Below are 12,314 nucleotides of genomic sequence, written 5' to 3' on the forward strand. Positions count from 1 at the left end.
CTGCATAAGCATTTTAGCAATTTAGCCCCCTCAAATCGTACCCATGTATATTTAAGATTTTCTTAATAGTCTTAGGAGAGAATCTGTGAGACAATTGTAGTCATGTACATAGAACGTGTTCCTAACAGAAATTCTCCCCCATCCGTATTACGCAAGCGAGTCTTACCGCGAAGGAAAGAAAGTGCGGAAACGTACCCTAGCTAACCTGTCTAAATTGCCGGATGAAGCGGTAGATGGTTTAAAGATTCTCCTCAAGGGAGGTAAAGCTATTGAAGACATCGAGGAGGCGTTTAACATAGTCCGTTCTCGCCCTCACGGTCACGTCGCTGCTGTGATAGGAACGATAAAAAAAATCGGCTTAGACTCAATCATTAGCAGCGAAAACACACGTAACAGACGATTAGTCCTATCGATGATAGCAGCACGTATTATTGCCCCTAGGTCGAAATTAGCCACAGCCAGAGGGTTACAACAAGCCACCCAATTATCCAGTCTAGGAGAACTATTGGGATTATCTGGGTGGGGGACAGGGGGATGATTACACAAGCTAGAATAAGAGAAGACCTGAAGGAAAATTCAGGAGTGGATTGGATAACTGCCCTGCGTTCAAGCCAAATCCGGAAACTGGTTAATCAGTCGTACATTCAACTGTCTCTCTTTGATTAAAAAGACAAGCGCCGAAATTACCTGCGAAGACTATCCTGGAGAGAGATTAGTCGCCTGTCGGAATCCATTTTTAGCTGAAGAAAGAAAGAGAAACCGAGAAGAGTTATTACAAGCTACGGAGCAAAAACTAGATAAAATAGTCAGCGCCACATCGCGGCAAAGATGTCCCCTACGGGGTGAAGCTGAAATTGGACTGAAAGTGGGTGAAGTAATCAATAAGTATGGTGTGGCTAAACATTTCAAAATCCAGATAACTCCCGATAGCTTCTCTTATCAAAGAAACCGAGAAAGCATCAATGAAGAAGCGACATTGGATGGGTTATACGTGGTGAGAAGTTCCGTACCAGAAGAAACGTTGACAGCTCTTATAAACTGTCAAAGCCTATAAAAGCTTATCCAAAGTTGAGCAAGCTTTCCGCAGCTATAAAACAGGTAACCGAACTGACCGATTTTTGAAGGAAAATACTGAGCGGTTAAATCCTCCTCACTCAAAAGGGTGTTTTTTGCAGTTTTCGGCAAAAGGATTGGCAGGATTGTGTCATTCGATGAGCCAAAAAAGGCAAGCAATTTGGTAAATTTCGGTAGTGGACGACTGCTCTAAGACTCCTAGTATGGACTTGAAACGGTTTTAAGGCTTAAGTAATCTGCTGTGAGCCAAAAAGCACAGCTAACTGTACTGGCATACAATCAGGTAAGGCTTTTCGTTTTCTTGTTCCTGCTATCCTGCTTACGCGAGGAGTCGGTGCTGCGCTCTCTCTCCTCGGGTCTGAATCCACTAATCCAAAAATTGATGATCCCCAAATGGTTGATGTTTCCTATTTTATTGTCCTAGAGTCTGTCGTTTTGAGTGCTGGTGCAGCCATCTGTGTGGGGATATTCCTATCCTACTCTAGGGCGCGACGAGCCTTGCGATGGTGGGAACGCAGGCGAGGGTTTCAACTGTATTGTGAAACTGAGCGAATTCGTAATGGGTTGTTGCAAGAGTCATTGGCGATGCGTCGCAGCTTAGAGTTATGGCTGGGAGATACTCATGAGATTTCCCTGGAGCATGTCCGAGACTGGTTAAAGGGGATTGAAAAGTTCCATCATTCTCTGGGACAATTGAGCGATCGCCTATCGCCGCCTTTTGTTGAGGAAAGTTTACCCCTAGCCATCCAGTACTTGCTCGAACTGTGGCAAACTTACAATCCTCACCTTAACATTCAGATGGAACTGCCGGGGGATTGGCAGGATGAGTCTCCTGAGTGCTCTCGAGTGATTTTAATCGCCTTAGATGAGTTACTGCGAATTACGTTATCCCAAGGGGGTACATCCCGTTGGAGCAACGACACCGACACCAGAGGCTTACTCAGAGCGTTTCAACAATGCCAGACTGAAAAAATTGGTATGCTTCCCTCAGAGGTTTTCACCCAACTATCCATTCATGTCCGCTTAAAGAAACAGGGGAAGTTCAGTGATATTAGAGTTCAACTTTCTTATCCTAATGAATCAACACTGGTTTGTCCATCTAGTCTCAAAGATTTGGACTATCTTAAGGAAGCTTTTCACTTTGTCACCGGAGGACAGTGCTTTTATAAGAGAAAGGAGTTGATGGTAACTTGGCACTTCCGTTGGCTTTCGCCCCAACCTCAGCTCCCCAAATTAACCCTAGACTGCGACGGATTTGAATATGAGTCAAAAATCACCAAAGCTAGTCAAGTCAAAAATTCTCGTGGTTGATGATCACGAAGCCGTCTTGGATGGAACTGTGAATATGCTCACAAAGCAGTACCCAGAAGCAGACGTGATCACCGCTCAAACAGCACGAGGCGCTCAACAACAAGTGGAGGGCGCTCAACCTGATTTGGCGATTCTGGATCTTTCTATTCCAGAGCAAGCTGGAGACATGGCGCGAACGGAGACAGGGATTCAACTGTTGAGAACGTTGATGGAGCAGTATCCCACCCTGAATATTGTGGTTCAAAGCGCTCATGTCCGCTCACTGGTGCGTCTCAAACCGGCGATCGCGACTCATGAAGGAGGTTTTACGATTGTAGACAAAAGTCTGCCGCTTAAGGAAATGTTAACTAAGGTTGATTGGGCGCTTCAGGGAGTGGTTTACACGCCCAGAGAGATGCGAACAGGGTTGGAAGTTAAGCCGGAATGGTTGGAACTGTTGACCCTAGCCTTTCAAGAAGGATTACAAGATAAAGCGATCGCTCAGCAGATGAATATTGCTGAACGCACCGTGCGTCATTATTGGACGAAAGTTCAAGACGCTTTGGGCGTTTATCCGGAACCGGGGAAAAATATTCGGATTCAAACCCAGATGCGTGCTAAGGAGGAAGGTTTAATTGATTAGTTATTGGTCATTGGCAAATCTTTGACGATGGTCAAGATGATCGGGTTGGTCGGGGCGGGTTTAGGGATTTTCGTTTCGCTGTTGCTGATCACGTTTGTTTAAAACCCGCCCTGGTTAAATTAACTATTGCCTATTCCTTATTTCCTGTTATTTGTGCAGCGTAACCTTTGGCAGAAAATTCAAGTGGAACTTGCCATCTGGCGGGTTGGGGCTTTGCCAGGATTTATTATTATTGGACTGGTCATGCTGGCTCTAAACTGGTTGAAGTATTTAGAGAGAGCCAAAACTTAATTGCGATTGAGAAAGCTTTGGGCGATCGCGAGGGGTTTACTGTTAGTCCACCACCAGATTTGCCCCCTGAGCAAGCTGGGTTTGCTGATGCGATTCTGGATACGGATGGTTATCTCAGACGCAGCCTGCTTCGCATTTCCACTCCCCAGGGAGAGCGTAAGTTGTCTTTGACGCTACGTCTGGCTCAAACTTATTTATCTAGTCAAGGAATTCCCTTAGAACCGGGGATTCGTGACCCAATTGCGATCCGGTTTGGTTCAACCGAACTGACTCGGTTTCAACCTAATTCTGGGGGATATGTGAGAGCTGATGCTGGCGGAAATCAGATTTTGCTCAATTTTCGCAGTGGTCGAGAACCGTTTAGAGTGATCTCACTTAATGATATCAAAAGTGGACATGTTGATCCCAACTGGATTCGCGATCGCATCGTCTTAGTTGGTATAACGGCTGCCAGTGTCAAAGATATCGTAAATTCGGCGGCGATTACGGGTGTTAACCCCAAACTGGTTTATGGGGCGGAAATTCAAGCTCATGCGGTGAGTCAGATTATCAGTGCTGTTCTGGATGGGCGACCCCTTTTGCAGATTTGGTCAGATGGATGGGAATATTTGTGGATTTTTGCCTGGGGGGTTTTAGGTATTAGTATGGGTCGGCTATTTCAATCCCCCTTCAAGATTCTGATGGGATTGGGAATGGCTAGTGTGGGATTAATCGGTATTTGTTATTTCGGGTTGATTTTAGGGTGGTGGATTCCTCTTGTCCCGGCAATTCTTCCTCTTGTTTTTAATGGTGCTGGACTCACCGCTGGGTTATTCTATCGACATCAACAGGATTTGAGGTTACGACTGCAAGAGCGACAATTTATTATTGAGCATACATTTGATACGATTCATAATGGACCGTTGCAAAGATTGGCAAGGATTTTAAGCACGGCTCAAGAAAACCATTTATCTTCTGAATTGTTGTTATCTGAACTTAAACAGTTAAACCAAGAGATTCGCAGAGTCTATGAATCAGTTCGCCGAGAAACGTTAACCCAAGGTGAACATATTTACCTTGGAGGTAATTTAGAATTAGATTTACACACGCCAATTCATGAACTTCTCTATCAAGTTTACGATAATACGATAACTCGTGATTTTCCTTATTTTGAAACAATTAAGGTTAAAATTAATAAATTTGAACCTCTAGAAAGTCGATATTTAAGCATCGAGCAAAAGCGGGGGTTGTGCCGATTTTTAGAAGAAGCGTTGTGTAATGTAGGGAAATACGCTGTCGGGGTGACTCGCCTGAGTGTAATTTGTACTCAAGAAAACGGTGAGAATGTTCTTCGCATTATCGATAATGGAGTGGGTTTAGACGCATTATCTGATAACTTAGATCAATCTCGAGGTCGGGGAACACAGCAGGCAAAAAATCTGGCTCGACAACTGCGAGGAACGTTTCGGCGGTTTCCTAATTCTCCCAAAGGAATCGTTTGTGAATTAACCTGGTCTGTGGCAAAAGCGTGGTTCTGGTAACGTAACCTAATATCAGTTATAAATTTTCCCTGAACTTTCCTGAACATTTCCTGAACTTTTATCGATAAGATTATCCGAGATTGGGGTAACGTTGTTCCAGACGTAGCATGGTACGTCTCTACAGCCGTTTAGCTTATCCTGTCCGGTTAAACATCCTGAAAAAAATGCCTGAAACAATGGCGTTTAAAGGGTTGCAGTTTTGGGTAATCTTTAGGACAGGACAGGCTATGTAGTTTTCAGCCAGGACAATAACGGGAACTTGTGAGCAAACCATCCCAATTCTGTCATCATGTTTACACTTATAGACATGAGATGCTCAATTTCTGGATTGTATGCTGTAGATAAAGCGTTAAGTAGCCAAGACAATTATGCAACTTTTATGGCGGCTAACAAAACAATTTAATGGTAAACTCTTAATTGGTGCTGTTCTCAGTTTGTCATTGATAATGGGTGGTGTAGCTTTAGCTGATGATAAAAACGGAGAGGGCGCACCTGATTCAACTCATACAGGTTAAACGGGAACAAGATTATACCAACCTCCTGATGATCTGCTGTCGCCTTTTGGGGATGGTTCAGAAGGTAGAAGAGGCGGTTGTACGGGTGATGCAGAAATTAGTTTAACAGCCCTAGCCCCTCAAAGCCATGTGGGACAAACGGCTTCCACTCACCCCACCTTCGCTTGGTTTGTCCCGGATGCTCAACCCAGAGAGATAATCTTTCAACTCTATGAATATGGGTTAAATGGGAGTCGTAACGTAATCCAGGAAATTCCGCTACAAAGTTCTCCGGGAATCATGACATTATCGTTACCAAAAGATGAACCTGGTTTATCCGTTGGACAAAGATACGGTTGGAGAGTTGTGCTTCTGTGTAACCCGAACTCCCCCTCTAGCGCTTTAGTGGCGGGGGCGGATATTGATGTTGTCCATAAGCCAGGGACATTTTCTGATAGTATTGATCCTCTAGAAAAAGCGAAGCAATATGCTGAGGCAGGGTTGTGGTATGATGCATTGGCAGAAGTTTTAGCGTCGGGAAATGAGGCAAGTATTTTACTTGAAGAGTTACTTAAGGATTTAGCTGAGTTAGAAAACTTACAAGCGGCAGAAAAGGGCAGTGAACAGAGTCAGCGATTGACACAAGTTGTTGAGGTATTACGCAGGTAATTGTTGATTGTTGATTGGTCATTGTTCATTGGTCATTTGTAGGGGTGTAGGGGTGTAGGGGTGTAGGGGTGTAGGGGTGTAGGGGTGTAGGGGTGTAGGGGTGTAGGGGTGTAGGGGTGTAGGGGTGTAGGGGTGTAGGGGTGTAGGGGTGTAGGGGTGTAGGGGCGAAGCATTTGGGGAGCCAACCTATGAGACTCATCCAAAATTTTATTCCCAAATGCTTCGCCCACCTCCGGTGACATCATTTCTGAATAAATTGTGATAAAAACCATCACCCCGTTTTATCCCCAAATGCTTTGCCCACCTCCGGTGACATCATTTCTGAATAAATTGTGATAAAAACCATCACCCCGTCCCCTTTGTTTCCCTTGTATCCCTACCTTATAACCAATTGCCAATCAGAATAAAAGCCGCCCAATAAGCCGGATGAGCCGTTCTTCCCCCAGCTTCAATTAACGAAACTTGAGCCATACTAAGCGCCTCGGCTTTACTGATACTAGAATCGCGTAAATTGGCATAAAAATCCGTGGCAATTTGGGCGGTTGTAGCATCATCAATAAACCAAAGAGAAGCTAAAGCACTTCTGGCACCGGCTTGCACCGCGACACCCGCTAAACCTAAGGCGGCGCGGTCATCTCCAGCGGCGGTTTGGCAGGCGGTTAGGGTGAGGAGTTCTACGGGGTCAGAACGGCGGGAAACTGTCCGCAGCTTTCTATCTAGTTCGGTAATGGTGAGTTTTTCATTGTTTCCTGTGACGATAAATGTGTTTTCTGGATCACCGCCAAATTCACCGTGGGTGGCAATATGTAGGATGGGGTAAACGGTTTGGTTTAATTCCTGTTGTAGGCGAGTTGATGTGAAGTCTTCATCTAGTAATCCTTTACTTCTAGGGAGTAGTGTTTTTACCTGATTAATTTCCCAGGAAACATTCGGTAAAGGGGGAAATTCGCGACCATCGATAATCGCGGGTTGGGTTAATCCTAAAGCTAATGCTAGGAGGTCTTCGCGGTTGAGGGTTTTGGGGTCAGTCAGGGTTAGGGTTGGTGTAGTGGCAATGGCATAGTTTTGGACTAAAAATTTCTCGCCATCGTGGAGGGCTGCCATGGGGATACTGCGTAGGATACCATCTTGAATGAAGACTAGGGTTTTGATGTTGGCTTGGTCTAAATCGGCGGCAAAGGGGCGAATAATCCAGTCGTAAAGTTTCTGGGCGGGTTGGGGGTTATAGGTTCTAAAAAAGCTTTCGAGTCCGCGACGAAAGGTATTGATTTCTTGTCTGAGGGTTTCGCGGTCAGTGTTTATCCAGGTGAGTCGTTTTTCTCCGTTGGGAAAACTGGCGATAATTGCGGTGCGGTCTGGTAAAATGATGGAACTAAAGACGGCAGTGGCGGTGTTTTCCCCGACTAAATCTACTCGTTCTTGGTTGAAGGCGGTTAAGACACAATCGCCGCCGAAATAGTCTTGAAGTTCGGCTAATTTGAGGGAGTCAACGGTGTTGAGAACAGAGGTGAGGGTTTTGGTTTTCTGATCCGGTGGGGTTGAGGAGAGGGAGGCGCGTTCTAATCTGAGTTCGATGAGTTGTCGGTAAAGGGGGTCAACGGTATCACGAAAGTCGAATTGGATGTCGCGATTGGCGAGGAGAATATCACCTCGGATACTTTCTAAGGTTGCGATCGCGCGATCATACGTTTCAATTGCCTGAGTTGGGTTTCCTTGGGCATTATACAGGCGTGCAGCTTGCCATTCCCACAGATAGAGGCTATCTTTAGCTAGCAGGTCTTGGTCGGCGGCTAATCGGGCTTGTTGGGTGTAGTCGAGGGCTTGGGAATAGTTTTGACGACATTCGTAGAAATGACCGAGTTCACCGAGGGCAAAGGATTGGGCGCGATTGTCTTGGAGGCGTTGGGCAATGGCGACGGCTTGTTGCAGGAGGTGTAAAGTTTGGTTAGGGGATTCTGGGGTGACACACTGGGTTGTCGCGTTTGTGTCTCCTTGAGTCAGGACGTGGGCTAAATCGATCGCCCCATAGACTTTATCACGGGAATCGGGTAGGGTGTCTAGGAGGGAGAGGGCTTGTTTGAGGGCGTGGCGGGTAGACTGGGTGCGGTATTCTGGAGTAATGGCATTGAGGAGCGATCTCAGTTGTCCCAGGGGCTCGTTGTGAGTTTGGGCGAGGTTGAGGCTGGTTTGAAAGACGGTGAGGGCTTCGCTGTCGTAGTTTAATGCTTGTTTTTTGAGTTTATCGGCTTGGATGGTATCGCCACGAATGGTTGCAGAGTTGGCGCGGCGATAATGGATATTGGCAAGGCTGAGGTAGGTATTTCCCAGACGAGTTAGGGTTGAGGTTTGATAGGCGATATTACCCATTTCTGTTGCCAAATCTAAGCTGGCTTGCAGATAGGTGAGGGCGCTTTTGTAGTCGCCTCGTCGCCGCAACGCTTCACCTAAACTCCCTAAGGCGGCGGCTTCGGTGGGTTTGTTTTGGGTGCTACGGGCAAGGGCGAGGGCGCTATCACTGGTACAGTCGTTCGGGGAGGGATTACATAAAAGTGCGATCGCGGTTCTGGGTTGTCCTATATTAGTATAAGTTTGGGCTTTTTCGACGAGAAGCCGCGCTACTTGGGGGGCGTCAGCGATTTGGCGATAATAGGCGATCGCATTTTCCCAATAGGTGAGGGCTTTTTCGCTTTGGTTCAGGTGTTGATAGGCGCGGGCGAGGTTTTCTTGAACTATAGCGGCGCTGGCTCTTTTGTTGGTGTCTTGGTAGTGGGTTAAGGCGGTTTGCCAAGGTTCGATGGCGCCGTAAACATCACCATTTTTGTAGTGTTGGATACCTTGTTCCACGAGTTGATTAGGATTAAGTGTTTGGGCGGTAGCGATGGGGTTAAATTGGAGGGGGGTAAGGGTTAAGGAAACCTGACTTAGACTCAAACTGAAAGTAAAACTACACAGGAATAGAACCAGGAGAAAGGGGCGGATTCGGAATCGGCGGTGTTGGCTTTTCATTTCGTTCGTTCGTTCGTAGTAGGCGCTTTAGCGCCATAAACGTTGAAACACTCATGACAAACACGTAAGAAGCCTTGAACTCAAGTTCTGGCTAAAAGCTCAAACCCGTTGAAACGGGTTCAAAGCCTTTAATCTAGTAAGCTCGATTCTTACTTTAGCTTTCAGCCGGAAATTGATTTCCCGGCGTCCAAGTTGAAACACTCACTACAAAAACGTAAGAAGCCTTGAACTCAAGTTCAGGCTCAAAGTTTAAACCCGTTGAAACGGGTTCAAAGCCTTCAATTTAGTAAGCTCGATTCTTACTTTAGCTTTCAGCCGGAAATTGATTTCCCGGCGTCCAAGTCAGTGACCGTCGGATTAACTTTAATTCTAATCGGTTTCCGCTTGTTCTCCAATTGAATTAATTTTTGTTACTAACGCTTGCTTTTTTGCCTCCTTTGCCTCGTTCCCAGTTCTGAGAAGGGAATGAGCTTAGAGAAACTCCGCCTCTTATAATAACCACTCTTCAAGAGCATTTCCTAGAGGGATGCTGGAACCGAGAAAGCACCAAACAAACAGTAACGTAAGCTACAAAACAATCCTTTGAATAACCCAGGGTGGCTTTTGTCGAGAGGTTATCGATAGATACCCTTTCCGATTGTTCCAGACATTTCCGACAACATCTGGAACAAGGTTTCTTCCTGTCGCCATGCAGTTTTCGGCAATACCCCTGGCTGAATTGTGCAACCCGCTTGTCTGAATTCGGCAATCCAGCTTGCACTTAAGTGCATCACAGGTTCCGTCGCTTTCTGGTATTTTCAGAAATAAGGCTAGAAAACTATCAAATTTACTGGCATAATTGGTATCAAGTCTTGGGGTTTGCCAAGATATTATTCGGGGAATTTTTGTCATATTTGATACCAAATTTATGATTAGGTTGGAATTCAGACGTAGCATCCCGATTTTGCCAGATTCGTAGGGGCGCACGCTCCGTCCTTGGTGTCAACTTAAGCTCAACCCCTCTCCCCCAGCCCCTCTCCCACGCCAGCCCTCACCCCCAGCCCCTCTCCCAAGCTTGGGAGAGGGGAGCAAGAGGGGAGCAAGAGAATCCGGTTCCCCAACTCCGTTCCCCCCTTTCAAAGGGGGGTTAGGGGGGATGGAGTTGGGGTTAGGGGATGAGGGGGAAAATGTCAAGGAGCAGATAGACACAGATTAACACCTTGTCAGCATTGGTTTTCACCTTAAGTTGACACCAAACCCCGACGTGCGCCCGATAAACATCAAAACCCGATGGCTTAATTCATTACTATTCTCAGGAGACGTTTGCCGTGATGATAATAAACAAATTGGCTGGGCGTTGGCAGTCGTTTATCATTGGCACTGTTGGATTAATCGGCGCATTGGTAACCGGGGGAAATGAAGCAGTCTTCGCCCAGGTGATACCAGATGATACTCTGGGGGCAGAAGGTTCTGTGGTTAACCCTGATGTGCTGATTCGGGACATACTCAGCAACAGAATTGATGGGGGCGCCACTCGCGGCGCGAATCTGTTTCATAGTTTCATAGAGTTTAATGTCGCCGAAGGGAGAGGGATTTATTTTGCTAATCCCGATGGGATTGAAAATATCCTGTCACGGGTTACTGGGGATAATGTCTCTAATATATTGGGCAGGTTAGGGGTATTGGGTGAAGCGAATCTATTTTTACTCAATCCCAATGGGATTTTATTTGGTGAAAACGCCAGTTTAGATATAGAAGGTTCCTTTGTTGCCACCACAGCATCAGGGATAGAGTTGGGGGAGGATGGTTATTTTAGTGCGACTCAACCTCGCAGTAGTCGTTTACTTTCAGTGAGTCCTGGGGCGCTATTTTATAATGCCGTAGAAGCGGCGGGGGGGAAGATTACCAATCGGGGGAATTTAGCCGTCGGACAAAGAGAATCTCTCACATTAGCCGGGGATACAGTGACGAGTACGGGTTCACTTACGGCACCAGGGGGTAAGGTTCAGGTTTTAGGAGAACGGGTGGGGTTATTAGAAAATGCCCGGATTGATGTGTCCTCGGATACAGGTGGCGGTGTGGTGTTGATTGGTGGCGCCTTTCAGGGGCAAGGAGATGTTCCCACGGCGGCACGGACGTTTATTGATACGGGTGTGAGAATTAATGCCGATGCTTTTAGGAGTGGGAATGGTGGCAATGTTATTGTTTGGGCGGATGAAGTAACCGGATTTTATGGCACTATTAGCGCCCGTGGCGGAAGTGAAGTTGGGAATGGTGGATTTGTCGAAGTATCTGGGAAGGAACACCTGATATTTCGGGGGACGGTGGATACAACGGCGGTGAATGGGTTATCGGGGACGTTGTTACTTGACCCGACGGATATTGTAATTGCCAATGGTTCTTTTGATGGTGCGGCGGATGGTACGGATACGTTTGCCGGGAATAATTCTGGGGTGGCGGGGCAGATTTTAAGTGCGCCGTTGAGTGAAATTAATGATACAGCACCGACAACAATTTATGAGTCGGAGTTGGAGGGGTTGTCGGGGGATACGAATGTTATTTTACAGGCGACTAATAATATTACCGTTAATGACCTAACCGATGATACCCTAAGCTTTGCGGCTGGGAGTGGGTTAATTGGGTTCACCGCCGATGCAGATGGGGATGGAGTGGGTTCCTTTTTGATGCAGGATGTGGCAGATACTCTCAGTACCAATGGACGGGATATTATTATTAATGGTGCCAGTTTGACGTTGGGGAATATCGAAACAACTCCCTCTGATGCGGATACAGTGGGTCAGCTTATTAGTACAGCCGAGGTATTAGGTACAGGTGCAGGAGTCCCCCTCACCACGATATCCGGGAACTTCTCCAGACCTACAGATGTTGACTTGTTTCAAATTTACCTAAATGGGGGTGGGACGTTCTCTGCTACGACAGTGGGTGGGACTACCTTGGACACTCAGTTATTCTTATTTGATGGGAATGGCTTGGGGGTTTATGCCAATGATGACACCACTGGCAATATTACACAATCAACTCTGCCAGGGGGAAATGGGTTAACTCCCACTACGGCGGGTATTTATTATTTGGCAGTCAGTCGGTACGACAATGATCCCAGAAGTAATAATGGGTACATCTTTCCCGATAGTCCCTTTGACAGTGTGTTGGCGCCAACTGGAGTAGGTGGTTCTTCACCCCTGAACAAGGCTCTCTGGGATTTATGGTGATAAGTTTTACTAATATTACTCCTGATACTTCTTAGCTTTGATCTTGACTCGGTTAAATCAGGGATAAGACGGATGAAAAAATGGTTGTTCCAGGCTCAGATATTTTACGGAAAAACTG

9 protein-coding genes and 1 pseudogene are annotated in these 12,314 nt (G+C 46.4%); 7 read left to right on the forward strand and 3 right to left on the reverse strand.

The features are described from left to right. Positions 1 to 102: 102 nt before the first annotated feature. The 6 genes and pseudogenes from RID09_RS17745 to RID09_RS17770 form a co-directional block, all read left to right on the forward strand. Positions 103 to 1,097, forward strand: a pseudogene (locus tag RID09_RS17745) (IS1634 family transposase); the annotation flags it as partial. A 370-nt stretch (positions 1,098 to 1,467) separates the two neighbouring features. After that, a complete protein-coding gene (locus RID09_RS17750; RefSeq protein ID WP_446337257.1) occupies positions 1,468 to 2,385 on the forward strand; it encodes a hypothetical protein in 918 nt (305 codons plus the stop codon). Next, entirely contained in the window at positions 2,336 to 3,007 is a 672-nt protein-coding gene (locus RID09_RS17755; protein WP_446337258.1) for a response regulator transcription factor, read from the forward strand. The genes RID09_RS17750 and RID09_RS17755 overlap by 50 nt, the downstream gene beginning before the upstream one ends. 167 nt (positions 3,008 to 3,174) lie before the next feature. Next, positions 3,175 to 4,818, forward strand: coding sequence for a CHASE2 domain-containing protein (locus RID09_RS17760; protein ID WP_446337259.1), 1,644 nt, complete (start codon positions 3,175 to 3,177; stop codon positions 4,816 to 4,818). Between the two features lie 468 nt (positions 4,819 to 5,286). Further along, on the forward strand, positions 5,287 to 5,439 hold the full coding sequence (locus RID09_RS17765; RefSeq protein ID WP_446337260.1) for a hypothetical protein: 153 nt from the start codon (positions 5,287 to 5,289) through the stop codon (positions 5,437 to 5,439). Then, a complete protein-coding gene (locus RID09_RS17770) occupies positions 5,430 to 5,981 on the forward strand; it encodes a DUF928 domain-containing protein (protein ID WP_446337264.1) in 552 nt (183 codons plus the stop codon). The genes RID09_RS17765 and RID09_RS17770 overlap by 10 nt, the downstream gene beginning before the upstream one ends. 32 nt (positions 5,982 to 6,013) lie before the next feature. Here RID09_RS17770 and RID09_RS17775 read toward each other — a convergent pair whose 3' ends face one another. From RID09_RS17775 to RID09_RS17785, 3 genes are all read right to left on the reverse strand, one after another. After that, the gene (locus tag RID09_RS17775; protein WP_446337261.1) at positions 6,014 to 6,253 is read right to left on the reverse strand and encodes a hypothetical protein; all 240 of its coding nucleotides are present in this window, start codon (positions 6,251 to 6,253) and stop codon (positions 6,014 to 6,016) included. Between the two features lie 109 nt (positions 6,254 to 6,362). Next, positions 6,363 to 8,987 (reverse strand): CHAT domain-containing protein, encoded by a 2,625-nt coding sequence (locus RID09_RS17780; RefSeq protein ID WP_446337262.1) that lies wholly within the window; start codon positions 8,985 to 8,987, stop codon positions 6,363 to 6,365. A 567-nt stretch (positions 8,988 to 9,554) separates the two neighbouring features. Next, the gene (locus RID09_RS17785) at positions 9,555 to 9,878 is read right to left on the reverse strand and encodes a hypothetical protein (protein ID WP_446337263.1); all 324 of its coding nucleotides are present in this window, start codon (positions 9,876 to 9,878) and stop codon (positions 9,555 to 9,557) included. 419 nt (positions 9,879 to 10,297) lie between these two features. Between RID09_RS17785 and RID09_RS17790 the strand changes: the two genes are divergently transcribed. Further along, a complete protein-coding gene (locus RID09_RS17790; RefSeq protein WP_446337265.1) occupies positions 10,298 to 12,196 on the forward strand; it encodes a DVUA0089 family protein in 1,899 nt (632 codons plus the stop codon). Positions 12,197 to 12,314 lie beyond the last annotated feature (118 nt).

The sequence above is a fragment of the Coleofasciculus sp. G1-WW12-02 genome (assembly GCF_040219735.1).
Lineage (GTDB): Bacteria > Cyanobacteriota > Cyanobacteriia > Cyanobacteriales > Coleofasciculaceae > Coleofasciculus.

Bases quoted from the DNA above. Each gene is read 5' to 3' on its own strand.
- RID09_RS17750 (WP_446337257.1), top strand. From the start codon at position 1,468: ATGGTTGATGTTTCCTATTTTATTGTCCTAGAGTCTGTCGTTTTGAGT.
- RID09_RS17755 (WP_446337258.1), top strand. From the start codon at position 2,336: ATGAGTCAAAAATCACCAAAGCTAGTCAAGTCAAAAATTCTCGTGGTT.
- RID09_RS17765 (WP_446337260.1), top strand. From the start codon at position 5,287: ATGATAAAAACGGAGAGGGCGCACCTGATTCAACTCATACAGGTTAAA.
- RID09_RS17775 (WP_446337261.1), bottom strand. From the start codon at position 6,253: ATGGTTTTTATCACAATTTATTCAGAAATGATGTCACCGGAGGTGGGC.
- RID09_RS17780 (WP_446337262.1), bottom strand. From the start codon at position 8,987: ATGAAAAGCCAACACCGCCGATTCCGAATCCGCCCCTTTCTCCTGGTT.
- RID09_RS17785 (WP_446337263.1), bottom strand. From the start codon at position 9,878: ATGACAAAAATTCCCCGAATAATATCTTGGCAAACCCCAAGACTTGAT.
- RID09_RS17790 (WP_446337265.1), top strand. From the start codon at position 10,298: ATGATAATAAACAAATTGGCTGGGCGTTGGCAGTCGTTTATCATTGGC.